At 70.7% G+C, this 14,430-nt stretch carries 14 protein-coding genes; 4 read left to right on the forward strand and 10 right to left on the reverse strand.

From position 1 onward, the window contains the following. Nucleotides 1-9: 9 nt before the first annotated feature. The 3 genes from ABD817_RS00510 to glmS all read right to left on the reverse strand — a co-directional run bounded on the left by ABD817_RS00510 (nucleotide 10) and on the right by glmS (nucleotide 3,842). The gene (locus ABD817_RS00510) at nucleotides 10-360 is read right to left on the reverse strand and encodes a holo-ACP synthase (protein ID WP_344913682.1); all 351 of its coding nucleotides are present in this window, start codon (nucleotides 358-360) and stop codon (nucleotides 10-12) included. Between the two features lie 35 nt (nucleotides 361-395). Then, nucleotides 396-1,811, reverse strand: a complete 1,416-nt coding sequence (locus tag ABD817_RS00515; protein ID WP_344913685.1) for a PhoX family protein — start codon at nucleotides 1,809-1,811, stop codon at nucleotides 396-398. A gap of 177 nt (nucleotides 1,812-1,988) precedes the next feature. Then, nucleotides 1,989-3,842, reverse strand: a complete 1,854-nt coding sequence (gene glmS / locus ABD817_RS00520) for a glutamine--fructose-6-phosphate transaminase (isomerizing) (protein WP_425583213.1) — start codon at nucleotides 3,840-3,842, stop codon at nucleotides 1,989-1,991. A gap of 266 nt (nucleotides 3,843-4,108) precedes the next feature. Between glmS and coaA the strand changes: the two genes are divergently transcribed. Both coaA and ABD817_RS00530 read left to right on the forward strand, forming a co-directional pair. Further along, nucleotides 4,109-5,044, forward strand: a complete 936-nt coding sequence (gene coaA / locus ABD817_RS00525; RefSeq protein ID WP_344913688.1) for a type I pantothenate kinase — start codon at nucleotides 4,109-4,111, stop codon at nucleotides 5,042-5,044. Between the two features lie 241 nt (nucleotides 5,045-5,285). Further along, nucleotides 5,286-5,864, forward strand: a complete 579-nt coding sequence (locus ABD817_RS00530; protein WP_344913691.1) for a GNAT family N-acetyltransferase — start codon at nucleotides 5,286-5,288, stop codon at nucleotides 5,862-5,864. Here the strand turns inward: ABD817_RS00530 and ABD817_RS00535 are convergent. Both ABD817_RS00535 and ABD817_RS00540 read right to left on the reverse strand, forming a co-directional pair. Further along, nucleotides 5,828-7,459: an NsdA family TPR-like regulatory protein gene (locus ABD817_RS00535; protein WP_344913694.1), complete on the reverse strand. Its 1,632-nt coding sequence runs from the start codon at nucleotides 7,457-7,459 to the stop codon at nucleotides 5,828-5,830. The genes ABD817_RS00530 and ABD817_RS00535 overlap by 37 nt on opposite strands. Nucleotides 7,460-7,728: 269 nt before the next feature. Then, nucleotides 7,729-8,562: an NAD(P)H-binding protein gene (locus ABD817_RS00540; RefSeq protein WP_344913697.1), complete on the reverse strand. Its 834-nt coding sequence runs from the start codon at nucleotides 8,560-8,562 to the stop codon at nucleotides 7,729-7,731. A gap of 134 nt (nucleotides 8,563-8,696) precedes the next feature. Between ABD817_RS00540 and ABD817_RS00545 the strand changes: the two genes are divergently transcribed. Continuing rightward, on the forward strand, nucleotides 8,697-9,227 hold the full coding sequence (locus ABD817_RS00545) for a TetR/AcrR family transcriptional regulator (RefSeq protein WP_344913700.1): 531 nt from the start codon (nucleotides 8,697-8,699) through the stop codon (nucleotides 9,225-9,227). Between the two features lie 90 nt (nucleotides 9,228-9,317). Here ABD817_RS00545 and ABD817_RS00550 read toward each other — a convergent pair whose 3' ends face one another. The 3 genes from ABD817_RS00550 to ABD817_RS00560 all read right to left on the reverse strand — a co-directional run bounded on the left by ABD817_RS00550 (nucleotide 9,318) and on the right by ABD817_RS00560 (nucleotide 11,399). Next, nucleotides 9,318-9,605: a hypothetical protein gene (locus ABD817_RS00550; protein ID WP_344913703.1), complete on the reverse strand. Its 288-nt coding sequence runs from the start codon at nucleotides 9,603-9,605 to the stop codon at nucleotides 9,318-9,320. 258 nt (nucleotides 9,606-9,863) lie between these two features. Continuing rightward, entirely contained in the window at nucleotides 9,864-10,481 is a 618-nt protein-coding gene (locus tag ABD817_RS00555) for a dihydrofolate reductase family protein (protein WP_344913706.1), read from the reverse strand. Between the two features lie 75 nt (nucleotides 10,482-10,556). Further along, nucleotides 10,557-11,399: a helix-turn-helix domain-containing protein gene (locus tag ABD817_RS00560; RefSeq protein ID WP_344913709.1), complete on the reverse strand. Its 843-nt coding sequence runs from the start codon at nucleotides 11,397-11,399 to the stop codon at nucleotides 10,557-10,559. Nucleotides 11,400-11,549: 150 nt separating this feature from the next. Between ABD817_RS00560 and ABD817_RS00565 the strand changes: the two genes are divergently transcribed. Continuing rightward, on the forward strand, nucleotides 11,550-12,140 hold the full coding sequence (locus ABD817_RS00565) for a recombinase family protein (protein WP_344913712.1): 591 nt from the start codon (nucleotides 11,550-11,552) through the stop codon (nucleotides 12,138-12,140). Between the two features lie 157 nt (nucleotides 12,141-12,297). Here the strand turns inward: ABD817_RS00565 and ABD817_RS00570 are convergent, their stop codons facing one another. Together ABD817_RS00570 and ABD817_RS00575 are read right to left on the reverse strand one after the other, a co-directional pair. Next, on the reverse strand, nucleotides 12,298-13,077 hold the full coding sequence (locus ABD817_RS00570) for a class I SAM-dependent DNA methyltransferase (RefSeq protein ID WP_344913714.1): 780 nt from the start codon (nucleotides 13,075-13,077) through the stop codon (nucleotides 12,298-12,300). A gap of 177 nt (nucleotides 13,078-13,254) precedes the next feature. Next, a complete protein-coding gene (locus ABD817_RS00575; RefSeq protein ID WP_344913716.1) occupies nucleotides 13,255-14,424 on the reverse strand; it encodes a cytochrome P450 in 1,170 nt (389 codons plus the stop codon). Between the last annotated feature and the right edge of the window lie 6 nt (nucleotides 14,425-14,430).

The following is a 14,430-nucleotide window of genomic DNA, read 5'->3' on the forward strand; positions in this document are numbered from 1 at the left end:
CCACCGAATCTATCCCTCGGCGATCACGTAGGCGATGGCGACGCCCCCGTCATGGGTGAGGGAGACGTGCCACCGGGTCACGCCCAGGGCCCTGGCGACGTCCGCCACCCGGCCGGTCACCCGCAGCTCGGGGCGTCCGTGCTCCCCGCTGATCACCTCGGCGTCCAGGTGCCGCAACCCGGGAGGGGCGCCCAGGGCCTTGGCGACGGCCTCCTTGGCCGCGAACCTGGCGGCCAGGGACCTCGGGGCCAGCGTGCTCTCCCCCTCGGTGAACAGGCGCCCCCGCAGCGCGGGCGTCCGCGCCAGCGTCGCCTCGAACCTGGCCACGTCCACGACGTCGACGCCGATACCAACGATCACCCTCCCAGGCTAGCCAGGCCAGAGGGGACGGGAGGTCAGAAGCCGCCGCGCTGCCAGGGGCCCCAGATGGCGAAGCTCGTCCCCTTGGACGACTGGACGTTGACGTAGAGGGTGTGGCCGCCGGGGCCGAAGGTCGATCCGGCGAACTCGGCGCCGGAGTCGCCGTCGACGGGGACCAGGCGGGAGAAGTCGAAGATCTCCCCCTTGCGGGTGAGGCCGCGCAGGTAGTTGTCGCCCGAGCCGTCCTCGCAGAGGACCAGGGTACCCCGGGGGCTCGCGGTGACGTTGTCGGGCAGGTCGAGGGTGACCGAGCCCGGCGACTCGTAGACGAGCCTGAGCCGCCCGCTCCACGTCTCGTACGCCCACACCTGGCCGCGTCCCTTGCCGAAGCCGCTGGGCGGGGTGTCGCCGGACGCGGTCGCGCCGCCCTGGGTGGAGACGAAGTAGATCGTGCCGTGGTGGTTGATCGCGCCCTCCAGCCGGGAGAAGAGCGCCGCCCCCTTGGCCCTGCCCTGGTTGCCGACGGCCTGGACGGCGACGTCGTTGGCGGGGGTGCCGATGAAGGCGGGATCGGGGTCGTCGATGTCCACCCAGGTGGTCGCGTACGAGGCCCCCTTGGGCTGGCCGAGCGAGAGGTCCTTGCCCGGGGCGCCCCGTACGGCCAGCATCTGGAGTTTGCCGCCGTCGAGGATGCGGCCGGCCGTCAGCGGGTTCTTCGGGGGCAGGTAGCGGTAGAAGCCGGAGGCGAAGCCGAAGTTGTCCTCGGTGAGGTAGATCGCGCCGGTGAACCCGTCGAACGCGGCCGACTCGTGGGCGAACCGCCCGGCGCTCCTGATCGGCCCCCTCGCCCTGCCGTCGATCGGGACCTCGAAGATGTAACCGTGCTTCTGGGTGAGCTTTCCGTTGTCCTGGCCGCTGAAGTCGTTGCCCACGTCCGGCCCGTTGACGGTCTCCTCGCAGCTCACCCAGGCGCCCCAGGGCATCGGGCCGCCGGAGCAGTTCATCTGGGTGCCGGTCAGGCTGGGCGCGGACTTGAGCACCTTGCCGTAGCGGGTGACCCGCAGGGTCGAGGTGCCGCCGCCCGCCGCCGGGTCGTAGGCCCTGGCCGGGTCGCCGAACGCGCCGACCGGGCCGTTGACCTCGTGGTTGCGCACCAGGATCGCGGTGCCTGAGGGGCCGCGGAAGGCGGCCATGCCGTCGTGCCGGGAGGGGACGGCGGATCCGTCGCCGTACTTGTCACCGGCCGAGCTGAAGGACCTGTAGTGGAAGCCGTCGGGCAGGTGGAGCCGCACCACGCCGTCCCGCTCGTCCTTGGCGGGCTTCAGCGGCCCGTATCCGGCTCCCGGGAGGATCTCCCCGTTCGCTCCCGCCCGTGCGACACCGGCGAACGGGCCGGCCACCCCCAGGGCGGCCAGCGCACCGCCTCGGGCGAGGAAACGACGACGATCCATCTTGCGGCTCCCTTGGGTCCGGTGGATTCACGCCACGTTAATCCGCCCCAGTAAACCGCCATATGGCATATATAGACAATTAATCGGGCACGAGGGCGGGCAGCCTCCATACCCACTTGTGGTTGTGATTAATCCATAGACTTTATCCACAGGCTGTGGAGAACTCCCGGGGAGGGCTTACTCCACCGTGACCGACTTGGCGAGGTTGCGGGGCTGGTCGACGTCGTGCCCCTTGGCCGTGGCCAGCTCACAGGCGAAGACCTGGAGCGGCACCGTGGCGACCAGCGGCTGCAGCAGGGTCGGCATGGCCGGGATGTGGATCAGCGTGTCGGCGTACCGCCCGACCGTGAGGTCCCCCTCCTCGGCGATGACGAGGGTCCTGGCCCCCCGGGCCCGGATCTCCTGGATGTTGGACACGATCTTGTCATGGATCACCCGCTGGCCGGACGGCGAGGGGACGACGACCACGACGGGGAGCCCCCTGTCGATCAGCGCGATCGGGCCGTGCTTCAGCTCCCCCGCCGCGAAGCCCTCGGCGTGCATGTACGCCAGCTCCTTGAGCTTCAGCGCCCCCTCCAGCGCGACGGGGAAGCCCACGTGCCGCCCCAGGAAGAGCACGCACCGCTCGTCGGCCAGCGACCTGGCCAGCGCGCGCACCGGCTCGACGGTCGAGAGGACCTCGCTCACCTTGGACGGCGTCTCCGCCAGCCGGTCGACGATCTGGGTGATCTCGTCGCCGAACTTCGTCCCCCTGACCTGGGCGAGATAGAGCGCCACCAGATAGCACGCCACCAGCTGGGTGAGGAACGCCTTGGTGGAGGCCACCGCGACCTCGGGACCGGCGTGCGTGTAGAGGACGGCGTCGGACTCGCGGGAGATCGTGGAGCCGTTCACGTTGCAGACCGCCAGCACCCGCGACCGCTGCCCACGCGCGTGCCGTACCGCCATGAGGGTGTCCATCGTCTCGCCCGACTGGCTGATCACGATCACCAGCGTGTCGCGGGTGAGGATCGGGTCGCGGTAGCGGAACTCGCTCGCCACCTCGACCTCGCAGGGCAGCTGGGCCCAGTGCTCGATGGCGTACTTCGCGATGAGCCCGGCGTGGTACGAGGTCCCGCAGGCGACCAGAATGATCTTGTTGATGTCGCGCAGCTCCTGGTCCGACAGCCGCATCTCGTCCAGCACCAGCCTGCCGTCGGGGCCGATCCTGCCGAGCAGCGTGTCGGCGAGGACCCGGGGCTGCTCGGCGATCTCCTTGAGCATGAAGTGGTCGTAGCCGTCCTTCTCGGCGGCGGAGGCGTCCCAGTCGACGTGGTAGTCACGCGTCTCGGCCGGGAGCCCCTGGAAGTCGACGACCGTGATCTTCGAGGGACGCAGCTCGACCACCTGGTCCTGGCCGAGCTCCACCGCCTCGCGCGTGTACGCGATGAAGGCCGCCACGTCCGAGCCGAGGAAGTTCTCCCCCTCGCCCCTCCCGACGACCAGCGGCGAGTTGCGCCGCGCCCCCACCACCACGTCGGGCTCGTCGGCCGAGACCGCGAGCAGGGTGAACGCCCCCTCCAGCCGCAGGCAGACCCGGCGCATCGCCTCCATGAGGCCCCCGGCGGCGAACTGCTCCAGCAGGTGCGCCACCACCTCCGTGTCGGTCTCGGAGACGATCCGGTGCCCCGCGTTCTCCAGCTCGGTCCTGAGCGCGGCGAAGTTCTCGATGATCCCGTTGTGGATGACCGCGATCCGCCCGTCGCAGTCGGTGTGCGGATGGGCGTTGCGGTCGGTGGGGGCCCCGTGGGTGGCCCACCGGGTGTGCCCGATCCCCGTGGTCGCCGCGGCCTGCGGCACGGGCCGCGAGACCAGAGCCGCGCGCAGGTTGGCCAGCTTTCCCGCCCGCTTCTCCACGACCAGGCCGTCCGCCCCGACCAGGGCGATCCCCGCCGAGTCGTACCCCCGGTACTCCAGCCGGCCGAGCCCCTCGACCGCGACCTCGATCGCCTGCCGCTGTCCGGTATATCCCACTATTCCGCACATTGTCATACCCCCTCCCTGAGAGATCGTCCGCAGCGTCTATGGAGAACCCCCAGGACAGACCAAGAATCCCGCCCGGAACCCGTTCTCGACGGACCAACACCCACCGGGAACCCGCCCCCGACAGACCAACACCCACCGGAAGCGGGGCCCCGACGGACCAACACCCACCGCAAACCCACTCCCCGACGGACCAGCACCGGCCAGGAGCCGCTTCCCAGCCGACCAACACCCGCCAGGAACCCGCCCCCGGCGGATCAGTAGGCTCTCTGAACATGGCCAACGGTTTGGACACCGCGACACCGTACGTGCAGCTCAGCCGGGCTCAGTGGAGCGAACTCCGCAAGAACACGCCCCTCACGCTCACCGAGGACGAACTGGAGGAGCTGCGCGGCGTCGACGATCCGATCGACCTGGCCGAGGTCACCGACATCTACCTGCCGCTCACCCGGCTGCTCAACCTCCACTTCACCGGCGCCAGGCAGCGCAGCGCGGCGCTCAACACCTTCCTCGGCGGCGGGCAGCGGACGGCCCCGTACGTCCTGGGCATCGCCGGGAGCGTCGCGGTCGGCAAGTCGACCACGGCCAGGCTGCTGCACACCCTGCTGGCCCGCTGGCCCGAGCACCCGCGGGTGGACCTGATCACCACCGACAGCTTCCTGTTCCCGAACGAGACCCTCACCGCCAGGGACATCATGCACAGGAAGGGTTTTCCCGAGAGCTACGACCGGCGGGCCCTGGTCAGGTTCGTCGCCGACGTCAAGGCGGGCCTGCCGGAGGTGACGGCCCCGGTCTACAGCCACCTGGAGTACGACATCGTGCCCGGCGCGACCCAGACCGTGCGCCGCCCCGACATCCTCATCGTCGAGGGCCTCAACGTCCTCCAGCCCGCCCCGCCCGCCGCCCTCGCGATCAACGACTACTTCGACTTCTCCATCTACGTGGACGCCAAGGTCGAGCACGTCCGCGACTGGTACGTGGACCGCTTCCACAAGCTCCGGCGCACGGCCTTCGAGGACCCCAAGTCCTACTTCAAATACCTCGCCGACCTGTCGGAGGAGGAGGCGACCGACTTCGCCAGGAACGTCTGGCGCGACATCAACGAGCGCAACCTCGTCGAGAACATCGCCCCCACCAGAGGCCGAGCCGACCTGGTCCTCCACAAAGGCGCCAACCACTCCATCCAACGCATCCGCCTCCGCCGCATCTGACCTCCTTCGGCGCTCCGCACTGTGTCCCGTGGGGCTCCGCCCCACACCCCGGACGAAGGGCCTCCCGGCCCCTCGCGCTCCCCGGCCAATAGCCGGTTGCTCAGTTTCGAGGCATACCGACCCAATCTGATGTACCCGCAGCCACCCGCCGGACCTCCCGGCCGTTTCGGGCGGGGGCGCGTGGATAGTTTCGGGGGCAGGAGCGGGTGAGGTTCGGGAGCGGGTGAGGAAGGCGGGTGGCGTGCGCGAGACGGTGAGCGATCGGGTGATCGTGAAGGTCCTGGGCCCGGAGGAGGCCAAAGCGATCACCGAGGAGGTCGGCACGGCGTACCGGGAGTCGTTCGGCGCCCCGCCCAACAACGAGGGGGCCGCCGAGTTCGCACACCAGCGCGCCTCCTACGCCGACCTCCTCAAGCGGCGGGGGTTCCGGCTGTCGGTCGCCCGGCGGGACGGGCTGCTGGTCGGCTTCGCCTACGGGGCATTCCTGCGGGAGGGCGGCCGCTGGTGGAACGGCATGCGGGACCCGCTCCCCGCCGGGTTCACCGACGAGTCGGGGTCCCGCACCTGGCACCTGGTGGACCTGGGCGTGCTGCCGGGCCACCGCGGGCGCGGCGTCGCCAGACGGCTGACCGAGGCGGCGCTGGCCGGGTGCGGGGCGCGGCGGGCGGTGCTGGCCGTGGAGCCTCGGCTGGAGGGCAACCAGCGGCTCTACCGGTCGTGGGGCTGGCGACGGGTCGGGACCGTGGACGCCCCGGCGTCGTCCGTCAACGACGTCTACGACATCTACGTACTGGAAGACCTGCCCGCGGGCAGACCGTAGGAGCGCAGCCGCTCGTCCAGGCGCACCACGGGGTCGGCGTGGTTCCAGGGTGACAGGGCCTGGCGGGCGTCGGCGGTGGCCGCGACCAGTCGCGGGGACCGGTTACGACCGGCGAGCTCGGCGGCTCGGGCCAGCTCCGCGCATGCCTGGTCGATCTCACGTTTCTGGGCGAACGCGCGGCTGAGGTACAGGTGACCGAACGCCAGGTTGCGGGGGAAGGCCGTCCCTATCGAGGTCATCGCCTCCCGCGCGCAGGCGATCGCGCTGTCGGGTTCGCGCATGTCGAGGTGGCACAGGGCCCGGGTCAGCGTGAGCATGGCCGGACCGAAGAAGTACGTCAGGTTCCGGCCGGGGTCGTCCTCCGTGGAGTCGTCCAGCCCCGCGCGGGCGGCCGACAACGCGGCACGGCACCGCGCGCGGTCCTTGGCCCGGTTCTTGTCGTTCTCGCGGCGCAGGACTCCCGCGTAGGCGCGGGCGCCGACGTCGTTGGCGTAGGCGATCAGGATGGGACTGCCGCCTCGCTGTGCCCAGGCGAGTGCCCCGAGGGCGTGCTCGACCCCGAGGCGCGGGTCACCCGACCAGGTGGCCAGGTGGCTCCACTGGGCGAGCACGTAACTGGACATGAGGTCGTCGTCGGCTTCGTGGGCGGCACGCCTGGCCTGGCCGTAGTAGTGCTCGGCTCCGGCGAAGTCACCGGAGTTGAACAGCAGCCACCCGATGAAGCGGGATATGTCAGCCAGCAGCGACATCAGCCGGTGCCGCAGATCCTCGTCCGCGGTGCCGGTCAGAAGTCGGCGGACCAGCCCGTGCTGCGCCAGAGCCGTCTCCAGCACGGCCTGGGGACCCAGGATGTCCTCCTGCCTGATGGCGTGGTGAAGGATCGTCTCCACGTGCCCGACCACCTCGCCGTCGACCCGCGAGGGCGCCCGGGAGGCCAGCGTCAGGCGTTCGAGGGCGTCGCGGTCCAGGTGGGCGAGGAGAGGAGAGGCGTGCGCCGTGGCGGCCGCGGAGGCGATCACGGCCAGGAGGTCGCGGCGTTTCATCCCGTCCGCCCACTGGGTGAGAGCGGCGACCAGGTAGCCGAACTCCTGCCCCCGCAGATCCGCGACGGCGAGGACCCGATCGGCCTCGTCGCCGGGCGACCGTGTCGGTAACCCGCCCAGAAATGAGGCGATATCGGTAACGGTGAGTACAGGCCGGGGAGCGGGCTCGTCCGTGGCCGCCGGGCGCCTGCCGGCGCGGTCGTCGTCACGGCTGTGGTCCTCCCCATGGACCAGGTCCCCGGCCCGGCACTGGTAGATGCGGGCCAGGCGCTCCAGGCCGGAGATGGGAGGCTCGTTGCCGGTCACCGAGGGCCAGGCCTCCCACGCCCCGAGCCGGCGTTCGCTGAGCACGTCGTCGGGCCAGCGCAGATTCCATAGTTGGACCACCTTGGACTGCGTGTATCGGTGTGCCTCGCGGAAGCCGCGCAGCGGATTGAGCTTGAACCGGAGCTGGTAGTCAGCGGCGATCTGGCTCCACGTCGCCCCGTGCTCGCGCATCTGGGTCGTGAGAACGTCCATCTGCCGCTTGAGGCTGCGGGGTCTGGGTGGCATCGCTCGCCCCTTCCGGGCGTCAACTCCCCCGAGGCGGTGTGTTGTTTTGCAAACGCTACGGCATCGCTTACGCCAAGTGACGGCCGATTCAAAAACCGGCGACCAGATCGCCGATTTTGGTCACGGGGGTGCCGGACAGGTGATGGCACTCGCCGGAAACCACGGCCGCACGGCTCGACGCACTCGCCGGGGCAACCTCTGCGTCAAGGTGGCCCCGGCGTCAGGGGCTCCGGCATCACCACCGCCCGGTGTGATCCGTTGCGGGCGGGTCACCGGAAGGCGTCGGCGTTGCGGCGCGCCCAGTCGGCGAAGGCGCGGGGGGCGCGGCCGAGGATCCGTTCCACGTCGGGGCTCACCCGCCGTTCGGCGGCCGACGGCTCGCCCAGGATGGCGAGGGTGCCGTCCACGACCGGCTCGGGCATGAACCGCAGCATCTGCTCCCGGGCCTCCTCGCGGCTCTGCTCGACGAACCGCACCGGCTCGCCCAGCGCGTCCCCGATCGACTGGGCCCGCTGACGCGGAGTGGTCGGTGCCGGGCCGGTGATCTCGTACGTGTGGCCGGAGTGCCCCCTCTCGCGCAGGACCACGGCCGCGACCTCGGCGATGTCGGCCGGGTCGACGGTCGGCAGCCCGACGTCGCCGAACGGCGCGGCGGCCGTCCGCCGCGAGCGGATCGTCTCCGCCCACGCGAACGCGTTGGAGTCGAAGCCTCCCGGCCGCAGGACGGTCCACTCCAGGCCCGACCGCCGGACGGTGTCCTCCAACGCCCGGAGGGGTGAATGGGAGCCGGACTCCGGTCGCGTCCCGGCGGCCTGGGAGGACTGCAGGACGATCCGCCGGACCCCGGCCGCCTTCGCGACGTCGAGGATGCCCCGCGGGTTCAGGTGCTCACCGGCACCGGCGACGAGGAGGAACAGCGCGTCGGCCCCGTCGAGGGCCGGTTCGAGGCTCTCCGGGTCGGCCAGGTCGGCCACGTGGTGCGTCACGCCCTCCGGCATGTCCGAAGGCCGTCGCGAAACCGCCGTCACCCGCTCTCCGGCCTCGGCGAGCGCCCGTACGAGCACCCGTCCGACGTTCCCGGTCGATCCCGTAACCACGATCATGAAAGTTCCGTCCGTCGTTTATGAGTTAGTCAACTGACTAAATAGACCATAGCCAGCCCTCGCGTCGGCTGTCTACACTTGTCAGTGAGATGACTGACTCAGTTGAAACGAAGCGGGGAAAGAGGGAGCGGCTGGTGGCAGCCGCGTCCCGGGTCCTGCACGAGCAGGGTGTCGAGAAGACGACGCTGGCCGACATCGCCCGCGTGGCCGAGGTCCCCCTGGGCAACGTCTACTACTACTTCAAGACCAAGGACCAGCTCGTCGAGGCGGCGATCGACGCGCACGCGCTCAACTTCCACGCGATGACCGCCTCACTCGACCTGCACACCGCCGCCCCCCGGGACCGCCTGAAGGCGCTCCTGCGCGGCTGGGTCGAGCAGCGCGAGCTCACCGCGCGGTACGGCTGCCCCACCGGCACCCTCTGCTCGGAGCTCGACAAGCGCACCGACGGCCTGGACCGGGTCGCCGCCGAGGTCATGCGGTTGCTGATCGACTACGCCGAGCGGCAGTTCAGGTCGATGGGCCGATCCGACTCCCACGAGCTCGCGATCGCGCTGGTCGCCGCCTACCAGGGCATCTCGCTCCTCACCAACACCTTCAGGGACCCCGAGCTCATGACCGGGGAGTGCCGTCGCCTGGAGCGCTGGGTCGACTCACTCGCCTGAAAGGGCCCCGGTCTCCTATCTCTGACCCACGGCGCAAAGTAGGCCGCTGGGCTTGCTGACGGTCCCGTTGCTTCGCGTCCGCCTCCTTCGTCAGGCCGAACGAGTAGTCGGCGGAGGGGCGGGAGCGTTCATGCGGCGGGAGTGGTCCCCGGAAGACGTGGTGGCGTGCTGGACACCAGTGAGCGGTGACTGGGACCTGGTCGCGAACGCCCGATACGTGTTGGCGCCGAAGACCATCTGCTGCTCCTCGCCGTACAGGGCGAGGCGGTGGTCGAGCAGCTCGGGTCCTTGCTTGCCCCGGTAGCCGGTCCAGCTGCCGCCGGCGGAGCCGTAGCCGTCGAGGCCGGAAAAGACATCGAAGGTGTAGGCAGCGGTCATGATGCCCTCCTGAAGTGCGATTGATCGCCAGCACATGGGAAGGGTTCATTGCCGCCGTCCATGCTGCGCGGACAGCTAGGACGGCGACCACATGAACAAACCGCCCGAAAATGCCATGTCACGTCGTCAAGGACGACCCTGTCTAATTCGCACGTGCCGCGGTGCTCGACGACGGCGCCGACGAGATCGTCCGGTGTGACGCCACACGCTGCGGGCCGGGCATCAGCATCCGGACCCACCGGATTGCGGGCGGCTTCACTAGCGGCGCACCTTGAACCTCAGGTGCAGCACCCGGTTGCCCTGGATGACCACGTGGGGATCCTCCAGCAGCTGCTGCCCGTCGAAGCTACCGAAAAAGCGCTTGCCCGACCCGAACACCACCGGCACCACGTCCATCGCCACCTCGTCCACGAGGCCGGCGGCGAGGATCTGGCCGCCTACTTCGCCGGCGCTCACGGCGACGACCCGGTCGCCGGCGAGCTCCTGGGCCTTCTCGATCGCGGCCTTCACGCCATCGACGAAGTGGTACGGAGCCTCGGGGTGCCAGCCCTCGGGCTTGGGCCGGTGGGATACCACGACCACGTGGTCGCCCGCGGGCTGCTGGCCCTCCCAGCCGTTCACCAGGTCGAACTGGTGGCGGCCCATCACGATCACGCCGATCGAGTCCCACATCGGCTGGACGTACGCCGCCGAAACACGCGAGAGCTTGAAGCCGCCTCCACTCTGGGAGTGGTCGTAGTCCCCGCCCCCTGCACCGGTTTTCGTGAGCTGGGTGTCCCCACTGAAGTACCAGTCGTGGAGCGGCCCGACTCCGTCGTTCTTGTCGGCAATGAAGCCGTCCACCGACACCACGTTGTGCATGATCACTACGCCCATGGGGGTTTCCTTAAGTCTTCTGGAATGGTCACCTCCGATTGTGCTGGCCCCGGAAAGGGCTGCGCTTGTAGAAAATCAAGGAGCAGGCATCGGACCGTCGTCCGGCGGGAACTCCCGCTCGGCCGGCATCCGGCGTCTCAGCGCCAGGTACTCCGTCGGGGTGTGGCCGGTGAAGTCCTTGAACTCCTTGCTGAAGTGGGCCTGGTCGAAGTAGCCCGCCACGAGAGCGAGCTCCGACCAGTCGACCGGGCGCAAGGCGTCCACGGACCTGATCAGCTGCGCGAAGCGGTATATCCGAGCCACCTTCTTCGGAGTGACCCCGACGTGCGCCTTGAACTGCGTGGCCAGGGTGGTGCCGCTGACTCCGGCGGCGTCGCTCAGCGCACCGACAGGGATCGCACCATGGGAGGTCTCCAGCCACCCGCCGACGTGCTGGACCAGGTCGAGCCCGCGCGACGGCGCCTCGACCAGGCGCGAGCGCAGCTCCTCCTCCAGGATCCGCAGCGTCTCGGCGGCGGACGTGGCCTCGCCGACCCTGTTGCGGATCCGGTCCACGGACCCTTGCCACACGGCGTCGACGGGCACCCACCGGTCCCGCAGATCGGTCGCCGGCATGTCGACAAACGCCGCCATCCCCCAAGGCTTGAAGTGCACCCCGACGAGCCTTGCCCGCGTGGGGTACTCATAAAGGAAACGCCTGGTCCACAGACCCACGAACCACCCGTCCGACACCACTTCCGGAGGCACCGAAGGGTCGGAATCCCACAGGCGGGCAGGTTCGCCCAGGTTGATGACCAGGTGCGCCGACGGCATCGGCGGGACAACCATCCGACGGTGACCAGGCACCCCGGTCAGGCAGTAGATGTCGTCTATGAACCGGTCGAGCGGCGGGGCGGGCACCCGGCCGACATACTCCATGGACCCAGTATCGCCGACGAGGGTTCGGCCCGCCTCAGGCGATTCGCACCCACCGCAGGCGTCAACGACCGGAGGCGCGGGTGAAATTCGTACCTGGGCAGGGACCCCGGCTGCCGTCCGGCGGGCTCACACCGGCAACTACGACGCTCAGTGGCCAACCGGAACGCTCAGTCACACCGAGTCGCCGAGGCCGGGGTGACCCGGGTCTTCTCGGAGAAGATTTCTACCCGGGCCGCGCGGCGCCCCGATCTGGAGGCCGCCGTGAAACTCGCCGGGGAGATCCGTTCCTCCGGTGTCGCCGTCACCCTCGTCGTTCACGAGCACAAGCGGCTCGGTCGCGGCATCGAGCTGGCCATGCTCGCCGAGGAGCTGAAGGCCAGCGACGTCGGCCTGGAGTTCCTCACCGGCGAACTCAAGGGATCGCACGACCCCTCCGGCATCGTCTTTACCGTGCTCGCGGCCATGTCCGGCATGGAGCGCGAGTACATCCGCGACAGCACTCTTGAAGGCCACGAGTCCGCCCGCAAGCGCGGCAAGACCATCGGCGGCGCCGGCGTCACCGACCCCGACATGCTGTCCATGGCCCTCCACCTGCGTGACCAGGAGATGAGCCTGCGCGACATCGCCAAGCGGCTCGTCATCACCACCGGCGCAAAGAAGGGGCAGCACCCCTCACCCGCCACCGTCACGCGGATGCTCCGCGAGCACGACGAGCAGACTGCGGTCTCGACGAGCGCATGACCTCGGTCTCTACTTTGCACCGTGGGTCAGGGATAGGAGGCCGGGGCCGAAAGCCGCCGTCGAACATGCCGGACGCGGCACCGGTCCGGCGCCCAAGGTCACGCCCGAGGTCACATCCGAGGTCACGTCCGAGGTCACGTCCGGGGAAGAACCTCGTTCAGTCGGCCCGGCGGGCGACGTACAGGATCCGGTCGTGGCCGTCCTCGTCGGCCGGTTCCCGCGCCGACGTCCCCACCAATCCGCAAGTGGCCACGACGCGCAGCCCGGCCCGCTCGGCCACCCGGCGCACCGTCCGGTCGGAGTGGTGCCGCTGCACGTGCCGCATCGACACCCGCTCCCAGCCCGCGCCGGCCCGCTCGAACAGGTCGAACTGGGTGACCACGACCGCGTCGGCCTCGATCCTCGGGGACACCGCGAACCACGCCACGTACCGGTCACCGCGGTCGGCGACCGTGGGGACGCCGAACGCGCGCCGGTAGTAGCCGATGGTGCTCAGGTCGAAGACCAGCACCCCGTCCCCGGCGAGCTGGTCGCGCGCCGACGCCAGCGCCCGCCGCAGTTCGTCCGTGCCGGTCAGGTACGCCATCGGCAGGTCCACGCAGGCGACCACGTCGAAGCCGGTCAGCCCCGGCGGGGGTTCCTGCAGCCGTCCCACCAGGAACCGGACGTCCTCGGCTCCGGGCCTGCTCCTGGCCATCGCCACCATCGCCGGGGACAGGTCGTAGCCGGTCACCTCGAACCCCCGTGCACGGAAGGCCACACTGCTGCGGCCGGTCCCGCACCCGGCGTCCAGCAGCCGCCGCCCGCCCGTACCGTACCGGTCCGCCATCTCCACGTAGCGGTCCACCAGGGTGGCGGTGTCCATCCGCGCGTTCAGCTCGTCGTACCGGGCCGCGACGCTCTCGTACGCCGCCAGCGTCTCGTCCACATCCGTCATGGGCGCCTCCTGTGCGCGGACGTCCCGTCGGGGCCGCGCCGGGCCGTCGGGCCCGGCGCGGCCGGGGGGGCGAAGACTTACCAGATGAACCACGCCTGCCGGTTGACCCGGCGGCCGGTAACCCGGCGCAGCAACTTCCTCACGGAGTTCACCTCCTTTCCCGGTGGCCGCTGGCGGTCAGGGTCTGATGGGGGTCCGGCGCAGCTGGAACGGGGGCGGGGTGATGATGCCCGCGACGTGGGGGCGCCCGTGGCCGCCGCGTACCTCCAGGCGGGCGCCGTCGGTCACGGCGGTGAGCAGGCCGGTGGCCAGGGTCTGGGCGACGGCGGCCCCGGCGCAGGTGAACGGGCCGCCACCGAAGGGCAGGTAGGCCCCGCGGGGGCCGGGGCCGTCCCACCGGCCGGGCCGGAACCGGGCGGCCTGCGGCCAGTGCCGGTCGTCGCGGTGCAGCAGGTAGACGCAGACCGACACGCTCTCCCCCGGCTCCAGCCGCACGCCGCCGATCCGGTGGGCGCGGTGTACCGGCCGGCCCAGCAGCCACGCCACCGGCCACAGCCGCAGCGACTCCCGTACGGCCGAATCCGCGGGCACGTCCGCCAGGTCGACGCCGTGGGTCGCGGCCGCCAGCAGCGCCCAGGCGACCACGTGGCCCACCGGCGCCACCGAGGTCCGGAACAGCAGGAGGTACACCTGGGCGACCTGCGCGGCGGGCGTGTCGGGCGGGGTGGACCCGAGCACGGCGTCCAGCAGGTCGCCGGTTCCGCCGGGCCTCGCACGAATCCTCCGGGCGCGCACCTCACCGGCGACGGCCCGCACCACGCGCACCCACAGCGCCGTCCGCGCCACGCGTGCCAGCCGGCCGCCGGGACGGATCAGCACGTCGCGCTCCACCACCCGCGCCATCAGCTCCCGCAGCGCCGGAGAGCTGTCCGGGCGCAGCAACATCCCGGCCAGGAACCGGTGCACGGCGGCGCGCCCGGCCGACGGCCACTCGCTGACCTCCCCCAGCCCCGCCACGACGGCGGGCAGCCGCTCGCGGTGGGCGGCCAGGTGGGCGCGCACCGTCGCCCGCGCCGCGCGCCCGATGGCGACCTGCGTCTCCCTCGGCCCCAGCCGTCCGCCGCGGACGTGGAAGAAGTCGGACACCTCGTCGTAGTGGCCCTCCTCGTTGTGCAGCACCCGCAGGGCCTCGACCGGGTCGGCCACGCACAGCGACCCGTCGTCGGGCAGCCGGAACACCGGGCCGTGCTCGCGGGCCGCCCGCTCGACGAAGCCCAGCGGGTCCCGGCGGTACCGGCGCGCCGCGCCGCCGGAAGCGGTCCGATCCGATTCGCCGGTTGTCGCCATCCCACC

It is taken from the genome of Streptosporangium oxazolinicum, from assembly GCF_039537505.1.
GTDB classification, from domain to species: domain Bacteria; phylum Actinomycetota; class Actinomycetes; order Streptosporangiales; family Streptosporangiaceae; genus Streptosporangium; species Streptosporangium oxazolinicum.

Excerpts from the sequence above, each read along its gene's own strand:
- ABD817_RS00515 (WP_344913685.1), bottom strand. The coding sequence starts at position 1,811 with ATGGATCGTCGTCGTTTCCTCGCCCGAGGCGGTGCGCTGGCCGCCCTG.
- glmS (WP_425583213.1), bottom strand. The coding sequence starts at position 3,842 with ATGACAATGTGCGGAATAGTGGGATATACCGGACAGCGGCAGGCGATC.
- coaA (WP_344913688.1), top strand. The coding sequence starts at position 4,109 with ATGGCCAACGGTTTGGACACCGCGACACCGTACGTGCAGCTCAGCCGG.
- ABD817_RS00535 (WP_344913694.1), bottom strand. The coding sequence starts at position 7,459 with ATGCCACCCAGACCCCGCAGCCTCAAGCGGCAGATGGACGTTCTCACG.
- ABD817_RS00540 (WP_344913697.1), bottom strand. The coding sequence starts at position 8,562 with ATGATCGTGGTTACGGGATCGACCGGGAACGTCGGACGGGTGCTCGTA.
- ABD817_RS00550 (WP_344913703.1), bottom strand. The coding sequence starts at position 9,605 with ATGACCGCTGCCTACACCTTCGATGTCTTTTCCGGCCTCGACGGCTAC.
- ABD817_RS00555 (WP_344913706.1), bottom strand. The coding sequence starts at position 10,481 with ATGGGCGTAGTGATCATGCACAACGTGGTGTCGGTGGACGGCTTCATT.
- ABD817_RS00560 (WP_344913709.1), bottom strand. The coding sequence starts at position 11,399 with ATGGAGTATGTCGGCCGGGTGCCCGCCCCGCCGCTCGACCGGTTCATA.
- ABD817_RS00570 (WP_344913714.1), bottom strand. The coding sequence starts at position 13,077 with ATGACGGATGTGGACGAGACGCTGGCGGCGTACGAGAGCGTCGCGGCC.
- ABD817_RS00575 (WP_344913716.1), bottom strand. The coding sequence starts at position 14,424 with ATGGCGACAACCGGCGAATCGGATCGGACCGCTTCCGGCGGCGCGGCG.